The organism is Pseudoalteromonas sp. SCQQ13 (assembly GCF_015864415.1).
GTDB classification, from domain to species: domain Bacteria; phylum Pseudomonadota; class Gammaproteobacteria; order Enterobacterales; family Alteromonadaceae; genus Pseudoalteromonas; species Pseudoalteromonas nigrifaciens.
Genome location: NZ_JADYXG010000001.1, coordinates 204415 through 225625, shown reverse-complemented (window position 1 = coordinate 225625; position 21211 = coordinate 204415). Strand labels below are relative to the sequence as shown.

General features: G+C 38.7%; 24 protein-coding genes. 16 read left to right on the top strand and 8 right to left on the bottom strand.

Annotated elements, in window-relative coordinates; all coding sequences use genetic code 11:
- Positions 1-102 precede the first annotated feature (102 nt).
- A complete protein-coding gene (gene trhA, locus I6F41_RS00945) occupies positions 103-732 on the bottom strand; it encodes a PAQR family membrane homeostasis protein TrhA (RefSeq protein ID WP_197107540.1) in 630 nt (209 codons plus the stop codon).
- 169 nt (positions 733-901) lie between these two features.
- Between trhA and I6F41_RS00940 the strand changes: the two genes are divergently transcribed.
- The 16 genes from I6F41_RS00940 to I6F41_RS00865 all read left to right on the top strand — a co-directional run bounded on the left by I6F41_RS00940 (position 902) and on the right by I6F41_RS00865 (position 12756).
- The gene (locus tag I6F41_RS00940; protein ID WP_197107534.1) at positions 902-1243 is read left to right on the top strand and encodes a hypothetical protein; all 342 of its coding nucleotides are present in this window, start codon (positions 902-904) and stop codon (positions 1241-1243) included.
- A gap of 216 nt (positions 1244-1459) precedes the next feature.
- On the top strand, positions 1460-1732 hold the full coding sequence (locus I6F41_RS00935; RefSeq protein WP_197107533.1) for a hypothetical protein: 273 nt from the start codon (positions 1460-1462) through the stop codon (positions 1730-1732).
- 219 nt (positions 1733-1951) lie between these two features.
- The gene (locus I6F41_RS00930; RefSeq protein ID WP_011330074.1) at positions 1952-2530 is read left to right on the top strand and encodes an LON peptidase substrate-binding domain-containing protein; all 579 of its coding nucleotides are present in this window, start codon (positions 1952-1954) and stop codon (positions 2528-2530) included.
- A 69-nt stretch (positions 2531-2599) separates the two neighbouring features.
- Positions 2600-3223, top strand: coding sequence for a sigma-70 family RNA polymerase sigma factor (locus tag I6F41_RS00925; protein ID WP_011330075.1), 624 nt, complete (start codon positions 2600-2602; stop codon positions 3221-3223).
- Positions 3216-3890 carry a ChrR family anti-sigma-E factor gene (locus I6F41_RS00920; protein ID WP_011330076.1) on the top strand — a complete coding sequence of 225 codons (675 nt, stop codon included), beginning with the start codon at positions 3216-3218 and terminating at the stop codon, positions 3888-3890. The genes I6F41_RS00925 and I6F41_RS00920 overlap by 8 nt, the downstream gene beginning before the upstream one ends.
- 24 nt (positions 3891-3914) lie before the next feature.
- The gene (locus I6F41_RS00915) at positions 3915-4868 is read left to right on the top strand and encodes a YbgA family protein (RefSeq protein ID WP_011330077.1); all 954 of its coding nucleotides are present in this window, start codon (positions 3915-3917) and stop codon (positions 4866-4868) included.
- Positions 4868-6274: a deoxyribodipyrimidine photo-lyase gene (gene phrB / locus I6F41_RS00910; protein WP_197107532.1), complete on the top strand. Its 1407-nt coding sequence runs from the start codon at positions 4868-4870 to the stop codon at positions 6272-6274. Before I6F41_RS00915 ends, phrB begins: the two co-directional genes overlap by 1 nt.
- A gap of 1 nt (position 6275) precedes the next feature.
- Positions 6276-6704, top strand: coding sequence for a nuclear transport factor 2 family protein (locus I6F41_RS00905; RefSeq protein ID WP_011330079.1), 429 nt, complete (start codon positions 6276-6278; stop codon positions 6702-6704).
- Positions 6705-6706: 2 nt separating this feature from the next.
- Complete coding sequence (locus I6F41_RS00900) at positions 6707-7417, top strand: SDR family NAD(P)-dependent oxidoreductase (protein WP_011330080.1); 711 nt, start codon at positions 6707-6709, stop codon at positions 7415-7417.
- Positions 7414-8670: an NAD(P)/FAD-dependent oxidoreductase gene (locus I6F41_RS00895; protein WP_011330081.1), complete on the top strand. Its 1257-nt coding sequence runs from the start codon at positions 7414-7416 to the stop codon at positions 8668-8670. The genes I6F41_RS00900 and I6F41_RS00895 overlap by 4 nt, the downstream gene beginning before the upstream one ends.
- Entirely contained in the window at positions 8663-9400 is a 738-nt protein-coding gene (locus I6F41_RS00890; RefSeq protein WP_011330082.1) for a DUF1365 domain-containing protein, read from the top strand. Before I6F41_RS00895 ends, I6F41_RS00890 begins: the two co-directional genes overlap by 8 nt.
- A 44-nt stretch (positions 9401-9444) precedes the next feature.
- Complete coding sequence (locus I6F41_RS00885; protein ID WP_011330083.1) at positions 9445-10707, top strand: SAM-dependent methyltransferase; 1263 nt, start codon at positions 9445-9447, stop codon at positions 10705-10707.
- A complete protein-coding gene (locus tag I6F41_RS00880) occupies positions 10685-11185 on the top strand; it encodes a DUF2878 domain-containing protein (protein WP_011330084.1) in 501 nt (166 codons plus the stop codon). Before I6F41_RS00885 ends, I6F41_RS00880 begins: the two co-directional genes overlap by 23 nt.
- A gap of 53 nt (positions 11186-11238) precedes the next feature.
- A complete protein-coding gene (locus tag I6F41_RS00875) occupies positions 11239-11730 on the top strand; it encodes a chalcone isomerase family protein (RefSeq protein WP_041454935.1) in 492 nt (163 codons plus the stop codon).
- Position 11731: 1 nt separating this feature from the next.
- Positions 11732-12271 carry a DUF3833 domain-containing protein gene (locus I6F41_RS00870; RefSeq protein WP_011330086.1) on the top strand — a complete coding sequence of 180 codons (540 nt, stop codon included), beginning with the start codon at positions 11732-11734 and terminating at the stop codon, positions 12269-12271.
- Between the two features lie 209 nt (positions 12272-12480).
- A complete protein-coding gene (locus tag I6F41_RS00865; protein WP_008166804.1) occupies positions 12481-12756 on the top strand; it encodes an HU family DNA-binding protein in 276 nt (91 codons plus the stop codon).
- A gap of 152 nt (positions 12757-12908) precedes the next feature.
- On the opposite strand, the gene ilvN is transcribed toward I6F41_RS00865, so the two are convergent.
- The 7 genes from ilvN to ppnN form a co-directional block, all read right to left on the bottom strand.
- Positions 12909-13409: an acetolactate synthase small subunit gene (gene ilvN, locus I6F41_RS00860; protein ID WP_011330087.1), complete on the bottom strand. Its 501-nt coding sequence runs from the start codon at positions 13407-13409 to the stop codon at positions 12909-12911.
- Complete coding sequence (locus I6F41_RS00855) at positions 13409-15133, bottom strand: acetolactate synthase 3 large subunit (RefSeq protein WP_011330088.1); 1725 nt, start codon at positions 15131-15133, stop codon at positions 13409-13411. Before I6F41_RS00855 ends, ilvN begins: the two co-directional genes overlap by 1 nt.
- Before the next feature lie 438 nt (positions 15134-15571).
- A complete protein-coding gene (locus I6F41_RS00850) occupies positions 15572-16579 on the bottom strand; it encodes an isocitrate dehydrogenase (protein WP_011330089.1) in 1008 nt (335 codons plus the stop codon).
- 187 nt (positions 16580-16766) lie between these two features.
- The gene (locus I6F41_RS00845; RefSeq protein WP_197107531.1) at positions 16767-18449 is read right to left on the bottom strand and encodes a hypothetical protein; all 1683 of its coding nucleotides are present in this window, start codon (positions 18447-18449) and stop codon (positions 16767-16769) included.
- A 12-nt stretch (positions 18450-18461) separates the two neighbouring features.
- Positions 18462-18845: a DUF3192 domain-containing protein gene (locus tag I6F41_RS00840; protein ID WP_197107530.1), complete on the bottom strand. Its 384-nt coding sequence runs from the start codon at positions 18843-18845 to the stop codon at positions 18462-18464.
- Between the two features lie 69 nt (positions 18846-18914).
- Positions 18915-19688 carry a flap endonuclease Xni gene (gene xni, locus I6F41_RS00835; protein WP_011330092.1) on the bottom strand — a complete coding sequence of 258 codons (774 nt, stop codon included), beginning with the start codon at positions 19686-19688 and terminating at the stop codon, positions 18915-18917.
- Between the two features lie 8 nt (positions 19689-19696).
- Positions 19697-21040, bottom strand: a complete 1344-nt coding sequence (gene ppnN / locus I6F41_RS00830) for a nucleotide 5'-monophosphate nucleosidase PpnN (RefSeq protein ID WP_197107528.1) — start codon at positions 21038-21040, stop codon at positions 19697-19699.
- Positions 21041-21211 lie beyond the last annotated feature (171 nt).

The following is a 21211-nucleotide window of genomic DNA, read 5'->3' as shown; positions in this document are numbered from 1 at the left end:
TTATCGATTGGCTTAAATAATTGGCTAAACTAAGCATCAATTTAATAAATAAAATAAACCTTATTCACGATTTTATCGGCTTTATCAGAGGACGCTTTCCCTTCAATACACATAACGACTAATGCCCACATAGTGGCAAACGCAGCCGGCAATAACAAATAAGTGCCAAATGGCGTGGCTAAATTGGGTGTTTTTGGCGCTGTAAAATACTGTGCCTAGGCTGTAAAAAATGCCGCCGGCGAGTAGCCAATATAATGCGTTTACATTAATAACTAAGTAAAGCGGATAAATAATGGCGAGTGCAAACCATCCCATGATTAAGTAGGTGGCAAGGGAGACTTTTTTATTACCATTGTGAACTAAAACTTTATACGCTACGCCAGCAAGTGCCACCGACCAAATAAAGGTGAGGGTTGCCCAAGACCAAACACCTGTTAACGACAGGTGTAAAAAGGGAGTGTAAGTACCGGCAATAAGAATATAAATAGCGCAGTGGTCGCACTTTTTATAAAATGCCCTGAGCCTAGGTTGTACACTGGCGTGATATAAAGTAGATGATAAAAACAAAATAAAGATGCTGGCGCTATAAATCGTTGCACTTATATAGGCTTTAGTGCTACTTGATTGATTAAACAGATCCCACATTACCCAGAAAGCAAATAACACACCTATTGCATGGCTAATTACATTGAGCTGTTCTTCTTTACGCGAATAGGGCGCATTCGATGACATAACTGATCCTACCACTTTTAATTGTTTTCAGTGTACGTGTGTACGCTGAATCTTTCAATTATTATAAGCAAACATAAGGGCAAACTTTCGCTTGCTTTAAAGGCTCATTAATTCAATATGTTTTACTACAAAATAGGCTGAACACTCAACTGTTACTTAAAGGAAAATTATGCAAAAAAGCTTTAAAGCAGCATTACTTAGCGCTTTAATTTACCCAGGTGCTGGGCACTTTGCGTTAAAAAAGCATCTAATAGGCGCTATTTTTGCGGGAGTATTTTCGGTTTTACTACTGTTAACTTTACAAGAGGTGTATGCAATGGCGCAATGCATAGCTAATGACATAGTAAACACAAGGGGCGGTGCTAGCTTTGATGGTATTTTGGCTGCAGTAAAGCACCCATCAGCGCACTGTGCAGCATTAGGGCAATACCAGTATATTTACTTAATGTTGGTTATTTGGTTTTTGAGCATAGTAGATGCTTACAGGTTAGGTAGAAAGGTGGTTAAATAAACAGCGGTATTGGCGCATAAATACAGCGTGTTATATTAACTAAAATTTAGCTGAAAAGTTAAATTAATTAGTTATATTAACCAACGCTGAATTTCATTTTCGGCTACTACTATTTAAATATATTTTATAAACAATGGGTTATATTTTTAATTTAATGTGGCACATCCCTTGAGTATGTAATTGAGTCGAAACAATACACAAACAAGGAAATCCATTATGAAACATTCAATTAAAATCGCTATGGCAAGTTTATTAGTATTAGGTTCGTTGCAAGCAAACGCAACCGAAGTTGACCTTGATGTAACTGATATCCTCACACAAACAATTACCAGCTATATATCGCAAACCACCATAGAGCTTGAAAACTCAATAAAAGACACGCTTACTTTTAATACCGAAACTATGCTTAATAGCTGGTTAAGTGAGCCATTAATTACCGATATTCAAGCTGGAATTAAAACCGAAAATACCGTTAAACCAGTGCAATAATATACGTCAATTATAAGGAATAACCCTATGAGCAGTGAATTTGGATTATTTGCTTTAATGCTGGCGCCTGTTGTAAGTATGATCAGCGCTTATTATTCGGTGCAATTACTTAAAAGTATGGGAGCGTGGTTTAATATTTAACATTGGTTTAATAAAAGCTGATCGACTTAGTTAAAGCGCACGTAAATGAATGCAGAATGTTTTAAACAAGTAGACTTTATGAAACGTGCGATTTTTCCATTACCCTTATTTATCCTCCCTGACGGTTATACGCGTTTGCGCATATTTGAACCTCGCTATTTAAATATGGTTAAAAGCGCATTAAAAGAAAACATTGGATTTGTGCTTTGTAGTTTTGAGCACGACACGCCATTTAATATCAGCGCCCAAGGTTGCCTAATGAACATTATTGACTTTGATCAAGATGATAATGGCATGCTACTTATAGATGTATGTGCTACTCAAAGTGTGCAAATAAACGATGTGTTTCAAGACGAGCAAGAACTGCGCTACGGTTTAATGTCGAACTGTAATACGCCTTATTGGTACACAGAGGCAAACAATAATATTGGCGAGCATAAACGCCTACAAGATACGCTGCGTGAAGTGTTCACTAATAACCCAGAGCTTAGTTCGTTATATAAACAAACCTATTTTGACAAGCTTACTTGGGTTGCTGCTCGATGGCTTGAGCTGTTACCTATATCTATTGAGAAAAAACAGCAACTTGCGTTTGAAACTAACTTTGATAACTTACTAAGTTTCCTCCATACTGTGATTAATAACGAATTTGCCTAATTTAATTTGATCCTTATTTAATTATTGCCCGTATTTACATGTATTAAAGCAATAACGGGATAAATTACTATGGTAAGTCAACAACAATCATTACGTTGTGAACCTAATACAGGTAAGTACACTGCCATGCCAGAAACGCCAAGTAAGGAATTGATGCAAGCATTAATTGATGTTGCACAAAGCCGCGATAAAAAAGCATTTGCTTATTTATTTGAATATTTTTCGCCAAAAATTAAACGTTTTGGTATCAAGCAATTTGGTATTGAAGCTCAAGCAATGGAGTTAGTGCAAGAAACACTAACATCGGTTTGGCGTAAAGCACATTTGTACAATAGTGACAAAGGGGCTGCGACTACTTGGGTTTACACGGTAATGCGAAATGCTTCGTTTGATATGCTGCGCAAAATGAAAAGCAATAAAGAAGAAAACATCAGCGAAGATATTTGGCCGTTATTGAACGAATCGCAAAATACGCATCACGAATACACAGATCATTTAGAAGATAAACAAATTAAACGCTACCTTGAAAAGCTACCAGTAGCTCAGCGGGAAGTAGTAAGAGGTGTTTATTTTCAAGATATGTCGCAAGAACAACTTGCACAACAACTTAATATTCCAGTAGGCACGGTAAAATCACGGTTACGTTTAGCCTTGCAAAAATTACGTAATGAAATGGGAGATCAGCATGATTAAACATCACCCGAGTGATACTTTACTGACACAATATTGCAGTGCATCACTTAGCGCATCGTTAAGTTTAGCTGTGTCTATACACGTAGATATGTGCCCAGTATGCCAAGAAAAAGTAACAAAGCTTGAAGCTGATAATGCAGCTGAAGTGTTTAACGATGCATTACCTTCAGAGGCTAAGGATGATACTAGTGGTTATTTTGAGCAAGAAAGCTCAAGCTTATTTGATTTAATAACCAGCGATACCAGTATTGATGAAGTATACGAAGTTGAACCAATTGCTGTTGAAATAAACCAGCAAAACTATCAACTGCCGCGTGCTTTAACACGTATTTCGCACAGCAAATTTACTCAAGTTGGCAAACTAGCCCGCTCGCGCGTTGCCCTAGATGATGGCCCATTACGTACCAGCTTATTGCACATTGCTGCGGGTGGAGAAATACCAGAGCATACTCATACCGGATTTGAGATTACTTTGTTACTAAACGGCGAGTTTAGCGACGAAGAGGGTAGCTACGTACCGGGTGATTTTATTTGGCAAGATGGCAGCCATCTGCACACACCGGTAACAAAAGAAGGCTGTTTATGCTTTACAGTAGTCAGTAGTGCGCTACATTTTAATAAAGGGCTGAGTAAGTTACTTAACCCAATTGGTAATTTAATTTACTAATATAAACAGTTTATTAGGGATATTATGCAAGCTGATACAATTAAAATAGGCATTAGTGCATGCCTAGCAGGCGAAAAAGTGCGTTTTGACACAGGCCATAAACGCTCAAACTTTTGTATGGATGAGTTTGCAAAGCATGTTGAATATACGCGCTTTTGCCCAGAGGTGGCGGTGGGTTTACCTATTCCAAGGCCAACTATTCGCCAAGTACGAGTAGGCGATACAATAAAAGTGTGTCGCCCTGATGGTTCTGGCGACGTTGGACCACAACTTACTGCTTACGGTATTAAAGTAGCTACCGAACAAGCGAAAGAGTTAAGCGGCTTTGTGTTTTGTGCTAAAAGCCCAAGCTGTGGCATGGAGCGCATTAAAATATACAACGAAGCGGGCACTGGTAACACATCAGAAGGTGTTGGTTTTTTTGCAGAGCAAATAATGAAGCACAATCCATTATTACCGTGCGAAGAAAATGGCCGTTTAAACGACATGCACTTGCGTGAAAACTTTGTAATGCGAGTGTATACGTTTAAAAATTGGCAAAAATTAATACAACAGCCATTGAACGTTCATCGCTTAACCCAGTTTCATGCGCAATATAAATACTTGTTAATGGCGCATAATTACCAAGCTTACCGCGATCTAGGTCATTTGTTAGGCACGTTTTTAGGTGATGACGTAACCGAGCTTGCTGATAAGTACATTTTAGGTTTGATGAATGGACTTAAAAAGCCAGCCTCACGCAAAAATAATTGTAATACCTTAATGCATTTACAGGGCTACTTTAAAAAAGATTTATCGTCAGTCGAAAAACAAGAAATGCGAGAAGCAATTGATGAATACAGCGATGGTTTAGTGCCTCTTTACGTGCCACTTACTTTGCTAAAGCATCATTTAAAGGTGCACCCAAACGAGTATCTTGAAAAACAAGTATTTTTTAATCCTTATCCTAATGAATTAAAACTACGCTACGGTATTTAATGAACACATTATTTTGGTTTAGGCGCGATTTGCGCCTTTTTTCTAATGAGGCGCTAATTCAAGCGCTTAATAATGGCGCTAACCACGCTATTTTTTTTATCTGCGAAAAACAATGGCAGCAGCATCAAGCAGCGCCAATACAAATTGACTTACTTAAACGTCGCATTACTTACCTGCACCAGCAACTTGCTGAGCACGGCATTACCTTACACATTATTGATGCGCCATACTTTGCTGATTGCGAAACTCAACTCATTGATTTTTGTAAGGCTAATAATGTTAAGCATGTAATTGCCAATACCGAGTATGAACTAAACGAAGTAAACCGCGATAAAGCCATTTTAGCAAAGTGCGATGAGCTTTCTATTACGTTTACCTTGTACGAAGGCGATTTAATTGCCCCGGTAGGCAGCGTTAAAAACCAAAGCAACGAAATGTACAAAGTATTTACGCCATTTAAACGCGCTTGGTTAAAGCAGTACATTGAGGTGCATTTTTCTTTGCCGCAGTGGCCTGTAGAGCACGTTAGCGGCGGTGCGCAGTTAAGCAAAAACGAAACAAATTTACTCAAAGGCGATAGCAGCTCTGAAAAATGGCCCGTTGATGATAAAACATTGGCCACTGTGGTCGATAACTTTATTTGCGATAAACTAACAAGTTACGACGATCACCGTGATATTCCCAGTATTAAAGGCACCTCAGGCCTTAGCCCTTATTTAGCGCTAGGTATTATTAGTACTAAGCAATTATTAATAAATATACAACAGCGCTACCCGGATATTTTAAGCACTTCAAAAAGCAAAACCTTTACTTGGGTTAATGAGCTTATTTGGCGTGAATTTTATCGGCATTTAATCGCGCAATTTCCAAAGCTTTCGCGTGGCGATAATTTTAACGAAAAGTATAACGCGGTAGTTTGGCGTAGCAGCGATGACGAATTTAAAGCATGGTGCGAAGGCCGCACAGGTTACCCGCTTGTTGACGCTGCGATGAGGCAACTATTGCAAACCGGGTGGATGCATAACCGTTTACGCATGGTGGTTGCTAGCTTTTTAACTAAACACCTACTTATAGATTGGCGCAAAGGCGAGCGCTTTTTTATGCAACACCTTATAGATGGCGATTTGGCCTCTAATAATGGTGGTTGGCAGTGGGCGGCAAGTACGGGGTGTGATGCACAGCCTTACTTTAGAGTTTTTAATCCTATAAGACAAAGTGAACGCTTTGATCCAAACGGCGAATTTATTCGTAAATACATACCAGAGCTTGAAAACGTGCCAGATAAACACATTCACTTTCCACATAGTTATTTAGCCTCATTGGGGCAAAGTGATTCGTGTTATTGGCCAGCAATTGTTGATCATAAAACGGCGCGAGAGCGTGCCCTAGCAGCATTTAAGGTATGATATGGATAACCAGTTACCAGTAGATAAGTTTGTAGATATATATCAAAAACTTAATAATAGTAACCTTGATTTATTAAGTGAAATTTACTGCGACGATATACAATTTACCGACCCAATGCACAACATTAATGGCATTGTTGAGCTGCGCAAATACTTTGCTAATTTGTATAGCAATGTTACGCATTGCCAGTTTGATATAACCGACTCATTTAGTGTTGCCAATAACGCCTTTGTGTATTGGAGTATGCATTATGTGCATCCTAAATTAGCCTCAGGAAACACCATTACTGTGCAGGGGCACAGTAAGCTTACATTTAACGGTGACAAAATAATTGAGCACCGCGACTATTTTAACGTAGGCGAGCTACTGTATAAGCATATTCCTTTATTAGGCCGTATTATTAAGCTTATAGATAAAAGGGCGGGTTAATTATGATCACACTTATTACCGGTGCTACCTCAGGTATTGGCGAACAATTAGCAATAAAATATGCCGAGCAAGGCGATACTGTTATTGCTTGCGGTCGTAACAGCGAAAAGTTAGCTGAGCTTGCTAAGCATAACAACATTCAAACCTGCCAATTTGATGCCACAAATTTACAACAAATAAAATCTGCTACCATTGGCTTTGCTCATTTTGATCGGGTCATACTCAATGCTGGTAACTGCGAATACGTTGACGATGCACGAAATTTTGACAGCGCCTTATTTGAGCGAGTCATTAGCGTTAATTTACTGGCTATGGGGTATTGCTTAGAAGCTTTATTACCTAAAATAAATAGTGGTGGCCAGCTGGTGTTAGTCAGCTCAAGTGTAACCTATTTAGCACTACCGCGCTCAGAGGCGTATGGCGCTTCTAAAGCGGGTGTAAGCTACTTGGCTAAAAGCTTAGCAATTGATTTAAATGACGTTGATGTAACCTTAGTGCATCCTGGTTTTGTTAAAACCCCTCTAACTAATAAAAATGACTTTCCTATGCCTATGGCCGTTACAGCGCAAAAAGCGGCAGACTACATGATAAAAGGCATACACAAGCGTCGTAAAGAAGTGCATTTTCCGTATCGTTTTACACTAATATTAAAAGCACTGCGCATATTACCATTGCCGCTGTGGCTCAAAATTGCAAAAGGACTAGCGCGTTGAAAAAAATAGCTATAATTGGCACTGGCGTTTCAGGTTTAACCTGTGGGCATTTATTGCATAAGCACTATGATGTAACGCTATTTGAAAAAAACAATTACATTGGTGGCCACACGGCTACGGTTGATGTGCAAGTTGATGGTATTGAACACGCTATTGATACTGGTTTTATTGTATTTAATAACAGAACCTACCCTTATTTTGAAAAGTTATTAGCGCGTATTGGCGTTGATAAGCAAGAAACAGAAATGAGTTTTAGTGTGCATAACGATGCAACAGGTTTTGAATACAACGGCCATACCTTTACGAGTTTATTTGCACAGCGTCGTAATATTTTTAGACCAAAGTTTTGGCGTTTACTGTACGACATAGTTAGGTTTAATAAATTATGTAAAACAATACACGAGCAAGGCAGCTATAAAGCCGATCACTCATTAGGTGAGCTACTAAGTGAGCATAATTTTAACGACTTTTTTAAATATCATTATATTTTACCTATGGGCGCTGCTATTTGGTCTACCAGCATTAAAGAAATGCAAAATGTAGGCGTTGAATTTTTTGTTAAATTCTTTTTTAATCATGGCTTATTAGATGTAGTAAACAGGCCGCAATGGTATGTAATACCCGGTGGTTCTCGTCAATATATTAACCCGCTAATTAGAGGCTTTGCCGACAAAATTAAACTCAATACAGATATTAAATCAGTAACTAGAGCTGCCGATAAAGTAACCATAGTGTTTGCTAATGGTGAGCAAAGCGAGTTTGATAAAGTGATATTTGCTTGTCATTCAAATCAGGCGTTAGCGTTATTGGGCGATGCCAGCGAGCAAGAAAAGTCAGTGTTGGGCGCTATTCCTTATACCGAAAATTCAGTGGTGCTTCATACCGATACTAATTTATTACCCGACAGAAAAGCAGCCTGGGCTAGTTGGAATTATTTACTCAATAATAATACCGATAAAGCGGCTGTTGTTACGTATCAAATGAATATACTTCAAGGGTTACAGTCAGATACGCAGTTTTGTGTAACATTGAACCATCTACAAGGAATAGAAAAGAGTAAGATATTACGTGAATTTACTTACCATCACCCAGTATTTAACCAAGAATCGATAGCCGCGCAGCAACAAAAGCATAGCATTGACGGGAAAAATAATAGCTATTTTTGTGGTGCGTATTGGTATAACGGTTTTCACGAAGATGGGGTACATAGTGGCGTAGACGTTGCCAAACAGCTTGGGGTTGAATTTGACTAGCGCTGTATATTTAGGCGATGTAAAACATCGCCGTTTTGCGGTTAAAAGCCATAGCTTTAGTTACCCTTTGTACATGATGTGGGTTGATTTAAATAACCCACAGCAATTAAACGGTGTGCATAGCCAATTGGGCAGTTCAGGTTTTAAAGCTCTTAAATTTAACCAAGCAGACTATCTAAATAAAGACCCGCAATTAAATACCTTTTCGTTAGTAGAGCGCGCGCGCAAACACCTTGCAAAGCTAGGTGTTAAACAAACCTTTAGCCATGTTTATATGCTGGGGCAATTACGCTGTTTAGGTATTTACTTTAGCCCAGTAAATTTTTATTTTTTTGGCGATAACGATACAAAATTTAGTTACATGATCGCAGAGGTTAGCAACACACCTTGGAATGAACGCCACTATTATTTAGTTCCGTTAGAAAAAAAAGTGAACTTTAAGAAAACCTTTTCCGTATCACCTTTTATGGACTTGGACATGAACTACCACTGGCATATTCGACAAACGCAGGATAAAGCATTAATACAGATTAAAAATATACGCGACGAGCAGGTATTATTCGACGCTACACTAAGGTTAAAACGCCACGAATTAACTGAGCAACAAGTAAGTAGGTTGCTTAAACGTTTTCCGGCGATGACTTGGTCAATTTTTAAGGGTATTTATTATCAAGCATTAAAGTTGTTTATTAAAAGAGTGCCTTTTTTAGGCCACTCAGGTAAGCCATAAAGCAAGTTGTTATGTTGTTTAAGAGTAATAATATAGGTGATTTTATGGAAAAAGCGACGCATTTACGTTGTCAAAATAATCGAAGCTGGCTTACTAATTTATATAAAAAAATAGTATTTAAAGCCTTTTCATCGATTCAAACAGGGCAAATAACGTTAGTTGATAATAACGAACGCAGTACTTTTGGCGATTTATCGTCAGCTGCAAAAGTAACGATTACTGTTAATAATAAAGCAATGTACAAAGCATTTTGTTTGTCGGGTAGTGTGGGCGCAGGCGAGTCTTATATTTTAGGACAATGGTCTTGCGATAACTTAACTCAGCTGATCGAAATATTTGCGATTAATCAAAATCAATTAGATGCTTTTGAAAAAAAATTTTCTTTTTTCAGTAATATTGTCAATCGCTTAAATCACTTAAAAAACAAAAACTCAGAATCGGGTTCGAAAAAAAATATTATTGCTCATTATGATTTAGGGAATGATTTATACGAATCGTTTTTAAGCAAAGAAATGCTCTATTCGTGTGCAGTCTATCCCGAAAAAGAAGCAACCTTAGAGCAAGCTCAACAATATAAGTTACAACGAATTTGTGAACAAGTTGAACTACAAAAAGGCGACTCGGTAATAGAGATAGGCACCGGATGGGGGGCATTCGCAATTTATGCAGCTACTCATTACGACTGCTATGTTACTACCACGACTATATCTGATGAGCAGCACGACTATGTTGAACAAAAAGTGAAGCAACTTGGGCTTGAACATAAAATAACTTTGCTTAAATTAGACTACCGTTCACTTAAAGGGCAATACGATAAACTGGTTTCAATTGAGATGATTGAAGCGGTAGGGCACGATTACCTACCAAGCTTTTTTACTCAATGTAGTGCGTTATTAAAAGATGATGGCGCTATGCTTATTCAGGCGATTACTATTGGCGATCAGCGTTATAAACATTATTTAAAAAACTCAGATTTTATTCAGCAATATATTTTTCCTGGTGGTTGTTTGCCATCGTTAAATGAAATGAGTGAACAAATTAAAAATAATACCGATATGGTTATTCATACCGTAAACGATATTGGTGCCCATTATGCACGTACACTTGCCGATTGGCGTACGCGCTTTATACAAAGCTGGCCAGACTTAGACAGCTCTAAATTTGATGAGCGCTTTTATCGTTTGTGGTTATTTTACTTTGCTTACTGCGAAGGTGCATTTAGAGCACGTGCAACTAGTACCGTGCATTTAATGGCGCGTAAACCACGTTTTATCAGTACTGATGATGAAATTGCACTCGGTTATTAATTTTGTGTTATTTCAAGCAGTGTGGTTTTTATCCTTACTGCTTGAATCAAGCTCTGTTGTGTTTAGTAGCGCTATTATTGCGTTGATGTTTTATTTATCAAAACAAAAGAAGCACGACGCATTACTGGTTTTAGTGGCTTTGCCCTTGGCTTTATTGAGCGAGTTTATTGCCGTTAAAAGTGGCTTATTAGAGTTTAAAGTATCCCCATTTCCTGTTTGGCTTGCCTTATTGTGGTTTGCATTACTGCTTAGCATAAACACCTCAATGCGCTTTTTAATCTCACTAAAACTTTGGCAAGTATTTATTATTTGCCTTGTGTTTTCCCCTGCAAGTTACTGGGCCGGCGCGCGCTTTGAAGTGCTAAATTTAGGCCTGCCACTATTGGAGTTTTGGCTGGTATACGGTGCTCTTTGGGCTGCTGTATTTACTTTAATTATTTTAGCTAATTTAAAACTTAAATTACTTATTACTCGCTGATCCTCGCCCTTGCCGCTCCCGTATGATTATTCACTTACCTGAAGGGATTTACCATGAACGCTATATTTAAAGTACTGTGTATTTGTTTACTCACAACGAGTTGTGTTGCTGTGGCACAAATTAGCTTAACGAAGGTAGGGGATGCGCGGATGGAGTATTTATTTTGGGATGTATACGACGCTACATTATTTACTACAACAGGAGAGTATAAGCTAGGCGATAATCCGATTAAATTTAAGCTGACTTATTTGCGTGACTTTGCTGCTAAAGACATAGTAAAAGCGACCAACGAGCAGTGGCAACATTTAGGTAAAAAACAGCTAACAACGCAATATAGCGATAAATTATTAGCGATGTGGCCAAATATAAAAAAAGGCGAGTCGTTAACGCTCGTAACAGACAAGCAAGGGCTTAGTGTTTTTTATCATAATGATAAACACATTGGTGAAATTAATGAGCCTGGCTTTGCCGCTGACTTTTTGGCGATTTGGCTGAGCGAAAATACCTCTGAGCCCGCACTTCGAAAGCAATTATTAGGAAATTAATATGACGATTTTAAATTATGCAAAAGTAACCTTTGCCGCTATATGTGCGCTGTTATTGGTAAGTTGCTCTGCCCCCAATGTCGAACATTACAATAACACCTCTCCAGAATTTGACTTTAAAACGTTTTTTAGCGGAAATTTAAAAGCCTATGGCGTTGTACAAGACTATAAAGGTGAATTAACCCGCAAGCTCGTGGTTGACATGCATGCAAGCTGGGAGGGCAACCAAGGCGTTATAGAAGAAGATTTTATTTATGATGATGGTGAAACTCAAAAACGTATTTGGAAAGTAACACTCAATGATGACAAGAGTTTAACCGGCACTGCAGATGATGTTTTAGGCACAGCTAAAGGGAAAAGTGATGGCAGTGTATTTCATTGGAATTACGATGTTGAACTGCCGTACGATGGCAGCACTTTAACGGTAAACTTTGATGATTGGATGTACTTGGTAACACAAACTCGCTTGATAAACCGTACGTCTATTGTTAAGTTTGGTATCGAAGTTGGGGAAGTTACCTTGGTTATCGAAAAAATATAGCTTATGACTTTGTGGCTTAACTTGCGTTAAAATTGCACTTAAATTAAGTCTTTGTTAACTCAACACGCTGTATTTTACCGATAATTATTTTAATTTTACGCATTTTATAAGATTTTAAGCAAAAAATGCAATTTGCTGTTGCTAACTCTTCAAAAATGCATAAAGATAGGTTTTGCGAAGGCAAAATAATAACGAATAGGAATCAAATAATGAATAAAGCTCAATTAGTTGAAAAAATTGCTACTGATGCAGAAATCTCTAAAGCCGCTGCTACACGCGCTCTTGACGCGTTTACTGGCGCTGTAACTTCTTCTTTAAAAGAAGGTGATTCAGTAGCGTTAGTTGGTTTTGGTACTTTTTCAGTTAAAGAACGTGCAGCACGTACTGGCCGTAACCCACAAACGGGTGCTGAGATCCAAATCGCAGCGGCAACTATCCCAAGCTTTAAAGCAGGTAAAGGTCTTAAAGATCAAGTAAACCTTTAATTGTAGGTTTATCTAATTAAATGAAAAGAGGGCCTTTTAGCCCTTTTTTTTATGCCTAAAATATTTGCCAACCTTGATAACATTATAATTACATTTAATAATTGTAATAAAGTTAATCCACCTTTATTAAGGTGGATTAACTTTTTAGTTATTTATTTGGCTTTTAGGGCTTTATCGCCACGGCCAATGCCAACTGCCCCAGAGCGCACTACCTCAATAATGTCGGTTTCGTGGCGTAGCGTATCTAAAAATGATTCAATTTTATCTGTGCTACTCACTAACTGTAGGCTATAACTTAGCCGGCCCATATCTAAAATAGTCCCTTGGAATACATCTGCTACGCGGGTAACCGCTGCGCGTGTTGTTTCGTCTTGGGCAAATACTTTAACCAATAATAGTTCACGCTCAATATGACTCATTTCGGTTAAATCAATAATTTTTAGTACATCAACAAGCTTGTTTACCTGTTTGGTAATTTGCTCTACTACACGGTCATCACCCATAGTGGTAATAGTAATGCGCGATAAAGACTGATCATCCGTTGTGCCAACTGTTAGGCTGTCGATGTTATAAGCACGCTGCGAAAATAATCCTACAATACGCGACAGTGCTCCTGGTTCGTTTTCTAATAATATAGATAAAATACGACGCATTATGCTTTTACTCCTTTACGTAGCCACATCTCATCAATGCCACCAAACTTAATTTGCATTGGGTATACATGTTCTTTTTCGTCTACAAGAATGTCTAAAAATACTAAACGATCGTTAATCGACATGGCTTTGTCGATAGCCGGTTGTAACTCATCTAGGGTGTTTACTTTAATACCTACATGGCCGTAGCTTTCTACTAATTTAACAAAATCAGGCAAAGACTCCATGTAAGATGATGAATGACGCCCGCCATACACCATATCTTGCCATTGGCGTACCATGCCTAAAGAGCGGTTATTTAATGACACGACTTTTACCGCTAAGTTATATTGTAAACACGTAGCTAGCTCTTGAATATTCATTTGAATAGAGCCGTCGCCAGTAATACATACCGATTCTTTATCCGGAAAAGCAAGTTTTACACCCATGGCAGCCGGTAAGCCAAAGCCCATAGTGCCAAGGCCGCCTGAGTTGATCCACTGACGCGGATGTTTAAACGGGTAATACTGGGCTGCAAACATTTGATGTTGGCCAACATCAGAGCTTACATAAGCGTCGCCATTGGTTGCTTTATAAACTGCTTCAATAACGGCTTGCGGTTTAATTGCATCACCATCGGTGTTATAGCTTAAGCACTTTTGTTCGCGCCAGCTGATAATTTGACGCCACCAATCTTCTTGGGCGCTGCGATCAATTTGAATAGGGCTCTTGTCAATACCAGCTTGTAGCTGCTCTAGTACGGTTGCAAGACAGCCAACTACCGGAATGTGAGCTTTAATTGTTTTAGAAATAGACGTTGGATCAACATCTACATGCACTATAGTGGCGTTGGGACAAAATTTTTGCACATTATTGGTGACCCGATCATCAAAACGCGCCCCTAATGCTAATATTACATCGGCATTAGCCATGGCTTTATTGGCTTCAAGGGTGCCATGCATACCTAGCATGCCTACAAAGTTTGGATGCACACCTGAAATGCCACCTAGCCCCATAAGGGTATTGGTAATTGGCGCATTTAGTGACTCTACCAAGTGAGTTAATTGCTCAGAAGTGTTTGAAATTACAATTCCGCCGCCAGAGTACACTACCAGTTTTTTTGCTTCTAGTATGGCGGTAACGGCTTTGCGTATTTGTTTTGAGTGGCCTTTAGTGTTTGGGTTGTAAGTTCTTAAATCGGTAGATTTAGGAAATTCATAATCAAACTTTATCTCAGGGTTTAGCATGTCTTTTGGCAGCTCTACTACCACTGGGCCTGGGCGGCCTGTGCTGGCAATATAAAAAGCTTTAGCTAAAATAGTTGGGATATCTTTTGCGCTTCTGCAGTTAAAGCTGTGCTTTACTATAGGGCGCGAGCAACCAACGATATCAGTTTCTTGAAAAGCATCATCACCAATCAAGTTGGTAGGTACTTGTCCTGATAGCACGACCATTGGAATGGAGTCCATATAGGCTGTAGCAATGCCGGTAATACAGTTTGTAGCACCTGGGCCTGATGTTGCCAGTACTACGCCTACATCGCCAGTAGCACGCGCATAACCATCGGCCATATGTGTGGCGGCTTGCTCATGACGAACTAAAATATGTTCAATGTCGTCTTGCTGGAAAAGCGCATCGTATAAATCTAATACTGACCCCCCAGGGTAGCCAAATATGTATTTAACCTTTAATTCTTTTAATGCCTGAACAACTAGTTCAGAACCATTATATTGTTGTTTGCTCATCCTCATTCCTCTGCCGTTATTTTTATGCATAAAAAAACCCCCGCATGGGGCGGGGGTTTTTAAAAAGCAGTATCACCTTTCAATACATCCCCGCTGGGCTTATAACTAAGACCAGTACGAGTACGACTAATAGGCGAATTGTAGTATTCATAATTAATTACTCTATTACAAAGCGTTAATACTGCTTTAAACTAAAATTGTGTATGTGGTTATTTTTAAGGGTTTTGAGGGAGTATGTCAACCGCGAAATGGCTTTTTTGCATTGTTTTTTCTCATCATGCTATTTTTGTGCTGGAATTAGTTGTTTTTTGAAGTTTGAAAGTGGATAAAAGGAGGTTTTATGCAGTTTTATAAGTTGGAATATTAAAAAGCCAGCAATTGCTGGCTTTTTATATCAGTACGCTTACAAGTACTTATGTATGTACTTTATACTTTATATTACAAACGGTCGATAACAGCTTGAGTAAAGTCTGTTGTACCGTGGCTGCCGCCTAAATCGCGAGTAGTACGATCGCCTGACTTAATCACATCAGCAACTGCACTTCTAATGCGCTCTGCGGTGTCGCCCATGTTTAAATGCTCAAGCATTTGAATAGACGCTAAAATTACAGAAGTAGGGTTAGCTAGGTTTTTACCTGCAATATCAGGCGCACTGCCGTGTACTGCTTCAAAAATTGCAGTATCTTCGCCAATGTTAGCACCTGGTGCCATGCCTAAGCCGCCAACTAAACCAGCACATAGGTCTGATAAAATATCACCAAATAAGTTTGTGGTTACTATTACGTCAAACTCTTCTGGCGTCATTACTAGTTTCATACAGGTTGCATCAACAATCATTTCGGTTGATTCAATTTCTGGGAAACGTTCTGCAACTTCACGCGCTACTTTTAAAAATAGGCCTGATGTAGATTTTAAAATATTTGCTTTATGTACCGCTGTTACTTTTTTACGGCCTTCACGTACTGCTAGCTCGTAAGCAAACGTTACGATTTTTTCTGCGCCTTCGCGAGTAATAACAGATTTTGCTTCTGCTTCGTTACCATCTTCACTTACAATTTGACCAGCGCCAGAGTACATACCTTGGGTGTTTTCACGAATAGTGATGATATCAATATCATCATAACGTGCTTTTGTGCCTACAAACGATTTAACAGGACGTACGTTTGCGTACAAACCAAATTGCTTACGTAGTGTTACGTTTATAGAAGTAAAGCCTTCACCAACCGGCGTTGTTAAAGGACCTTTTAAGGTGATTTTGTTTTTAGCGATAGTATCGATTGTGTCTTGCGGAAGTAACTCACCTGTTTTTTCAAGTGCAGCTAGGCCAGCATCAACAAATTCATAATCAAAATCGCATCCTGCGGCTTTTAGTATTTCAAGTGCTGAGTCGATAATGCTAGGGCCGATGCCGTCGCCTTTGATCACTGTTATGGTTTGTTTGGCCATTAACTTATCCTTTAAAGAGTTTGATTTGCACATAAATTGTGGCTCCGAGGGAGCAACTGCTTGTTAGAAAATTTATGTGAACGAGCTTGAGAATTCAAGGGCGCATTTATACCAATTATTAAGTCATTTTGCCAGTTTATACTATTAATACTGGGTATAACCGCTGTTTATAGTTAAAATAAGTAGCTTAGATACTATCAAACAAAGCTAATGTTTGAAGTTTGTCATAAAAATCGGCTTGATTGTCCCAGCCCTGGGCTATTAATTGCTGCTTAAGTGTTTGCTGTTGCCAAGGTGTTAATGCTGTTTTTGGCTTAAACACGCTTTGCGCCACGACTTTAAATGCTACCCATAACTTACTTTGCTCAGTGAGTTCGTTTTTAGCTACTTGTTCGGCATCTAATAATGCAAAGGTCCATGGGTTATCACTTAAAAGCGCTGATAACTGCTGATTTAAATGCTTACTATCCATGCTTTCTATGCCAAAAAATGCGCACATAGGTGTATCGGATGATTTATTGGGGGCGTGCGCTATAGGCGTCTTTCTTGAAAGTTGCGTACTACAATGTATTAATAAGTAATGCGCGTAAGCATATAAAGGCAAACAAATATGCTCAAACTGATATTGCTTATTGTTATAGACCAATAGCCTCATTATATCGACCATACATTTGAGTCGATTAACTAAAAAAGCATGTAAAGGATGCGGAATAGCAAAAACTAGTTGCTCAAACACCACGCGCTGTATAATAGCTGGGGCATTATTGTAGCCAACCATAGACAAACTATGCGTTAAATTTTTAGCGGCTTGATGCTCTTTGTTATACGGTTTAACTGCTTGGCATAAGCTTTTAATAACATTAGGGTGTGGGGCTAATAAAGTATTTATATTGTTAAAGCTATACTCTTGTTGCAGTTTAATAAGCCCAATTAGATCATATAATGTGTTTTGGGTACTGGGAGTTGCGGCTTTTATATTTACATATTCAGTATCCCACACTTTATAAAGTATACGTTTATCAGCGCATAGCCATTGTACTGCGTTATCGTTAAGCGTTGCTTTTACCCTGTACCAAACTATTTTGTTCTTTAAGCTTTTAATAAGTATGTGGCGCTGCTCGGCGTCGGTTGCTAAATAAATCATTGCTTGTTCGGCATATAAAACTCGGCTCCCGGGGAGCAAAGGACCAATATGCGCAATTAATGATTTTAAGAGCCGCTGAGCAAATAAATTTGGGGTTCGCAAATATAAGTCGCCTATCGCTTTATAAAAATTTATTTGCTGATTTGCTGCATTACACGTGAGGTTAACTGCCAAAATATTAGCTAACGCCACAATTATTGTGCCGCCATCGTATAACATTATTTTAGGGGTGCTTACTAAAGCGTGTTTATATTTACTCAGTTTAGCTAATACTTGAGTAATACTATGAGCAGGTTGCTTTGCGGTTAGTAATACGCGCGCTGCAAGTTTGTGGCGTAATTGCCATATTTGGCTTTCGGTACTGGTAAACGCTATTTGTTTGGACAGTTTATTAAGTTGAGCGCCTACGCACAAGTGCTCAATTAATGACGCACTAATATACAGCTCACTTAGTTCGTCATCGTAATTTTGGCTTACGCACAGTGCGGTTGTTAAAATACATTGGTTAATTACAAGGTTGGTAGCAAAGTCGTACTGAGTTTTATAAAGCATAAGTTGCGCTTGTAGAGCACTCGGGTTTTGCTTATAAAGGGTTCGGTATTGCTCTGCAAGTTTGCACACTAGCGGATAAAAGGTAGGCCATTGTTTTTTATTATTGTATGAAGCTAAAAATAGCTGCGTATGCTCAAGCAACCTTTTTAGCTTTATTGATACAGGCTCATCCATTATGCCGTTTCCCTAACCTGGTTTTAGATATTGATCGTAAGCACTGGAACCCCATAAAATGAGCTGCCCGTTTTTAAATAATAAGCCGGTACATTCATCTATAGTAGTAATGCCGTCAGATGTTTTATGCTGGGTACGATAAAAAACAATTTGCCATACTTGGTCCTCATCACGCTTAGCAAAGGTAAGATCTGGGCTACCTAAATATTCGAGTACACTATTGAGGGTTGCAGTGTCTTCTATTTTTAGCTTTTCGATATAGCGTTTATTATAGGCTTCTCTGTCTTGCCAAATCATAGCTTGTGGATCATCTTTATAAAAAACGATCACTAACGTGGCTATTAGCGCATACAGCCCTAAACCTAAAATTAAATATCTAAAAAACTTTTTGAACATTACTTACTCTACTAACCATCACTGCTAATAGTATACGTATTGTCGTACGGCAGTGCTATTAACTTGCGACTAATTAAGCCTTAACTGCTTTAAACTAAAGCCTAAGTTTATATCGGTGCGTAAACTAACCAGTTGCTTTGAAATAACATACATATCCATATTCTCAGTTAGCTTTTTACGTAAGCTGGCACTAAGAGCATCGTCATTGAGTGCATCCTCGACAGAGCTATAGTTATTAACTAGTAGCTGCGCCGATTTAGTGCCTATGCCTTTTACGCCCGGAATATCATTGGTTTTATCGCCAGCAAATGCCCAAAACTCTACTAGTTTTTTTTGCTCAACGCCAAAGCGTTGCTTAATACTATCTTGATCTAAATAATGTTTTTTAAAATAATCATACACAGCTATATGCTCATTTAAAAAAGGTAAAAAGCCTTTATCAGTTGAGACAATCACACTGCTGATGTTGTTATGTGATGCCTTATTTGCAAGAGTTGCAATAATATCATCAGCTTCATCGTTTATTGGTTCAAACACTACAATACCAGTTTCTTCAATGGCGGCTTTAAATTGCACTAATGCATCTTTAAGTATTTGTGGCATAGGAGCACGGGAGTGTTTGTAATCTTTATAAAAATGATAGCGCCAACTTTTATCGCCATCAAATACGGCAATGGCATGGGTTGCTTTAGTGCTGCTTAAAAGTTTTGAGCAGGCATGCGCTACACGTGCGCAGCTTGCTTTAAGCATCTGCTCATCACTGTGATGTTTTTGATTCGCGTCAACCGCGTAAATGCGCCTAATTAAATTAAGCGCATCAATAAGTAATAAATGGGGTTTCAATACAGAACTCACGCCTTGATTGTGTAGCAGGGGACATATTTACTGCCGGGTAGTTTCATTCTTCCCTCGTCAACATAAGCTTGTAATAACTTATCCATTGCTTTCATTAAACTAGGCTCGCCACTTAAAATATAAGGCCCATGTTGTTTAATTGCTTTTACGCCTTCTTCTTTAACATTACCGGCAACAATGCCCGAAAATGCGCGGCGTAAATTTGCAGCTAATAACTGTTTTGGTTGTTCTAGGTGCAAGTCTAGGTTCGCCATTTGTTCATGTGATGGTATAAACGGCTGTTGAAAGTCATTTTCTATTTTTAATGTCCAGTTAAAATAGTATGCATCGCCTTGGCTTTTACGATAGTCGCGAACATTAGCCATGGTCGACTTTAATTTTTGCGCTACTAATTGTGGGTCATCTATAATAACTTCAAATTTACTGAGCGCTTCTACACCCAGTGTCATTTCAATAAAGTGGCACAGCTCTTTAAAGTAGGCTTCACTTTGTTTGGGTCCTGTTAAAATAACCGGTAGGCACTGCTTGTCATTTTCTGGGTGTAATAATATCCCTAATAAATAAAGAAACTCTTCAGCAGTACCAGCGCCACCAGGAAAAATAATGATAGCGTGAGCTGTGCGTATAAAGGCTTCTAAACGTTTTTCTATGTCGGGTAAAATGACTAATTCATTTACAATTGGGTTAGGCGGCTCTGCTGCAATAATGCTGGGCTCGGTTAATCCTAAATAACGATTGTTTTTAATGCGCTGCTTAGCGTGGCCAATAGTAGCGCCTTTCATTGGACCTTTCATAGCGCCAGGGCCACAGCCGGTACAAATGTTTAAGCCGCGCAGGCCCAGCTCATAGCCTACTTGTTTGGTATATTTATACTCAACTTCACTAATAGAATGCCCACCCCAACATACAATCATGCTTGGTTCGCTGTTTACTTTTAGTGCATCGGCATTTCTGAGCATATCAAAAACCATGTGGGTAATGGCTTTTTGTTCTTTAAGATCTTTTTCGTATTTTTGACATATAAATAAAATATCGCGGATCACAGAAAATATATGTTCGTGAATACCGGTAATAATTTCACCATCAACAAATGCGGTATCAGGTGCGTTAATTAGTTCTATTTTTATGCCGCGCTCACGGCTAACTAAACGAATATCAAAGTCTTGGTATTTATCGTAGATGTCGCTACTTTCATCTGTATGGCTGCCTACATTGAGGACGGCAAGCGCGCAGTTTCTAAATAATCGATAGCGTTCACTAGCGGAAGATTGCTCTAATAAATCAACTTCTAATTGCGACAGTAAATCTAAAACCCCAGTAGGGTTTAACTGTATTAACATCGGCATTCTCCTTGCTGCTTAATACCAATTGAATACAAGCGTTGATTGCTCTAGCAGGTTAAACTCATTTTGGGCACTTGAACTTATATAAGTAATATATAAGGCGCCGTACTTTTTTAGAGCGGTTGCTATAATTAACGACTCATTTAATACAATTGGTATAAAATGTAA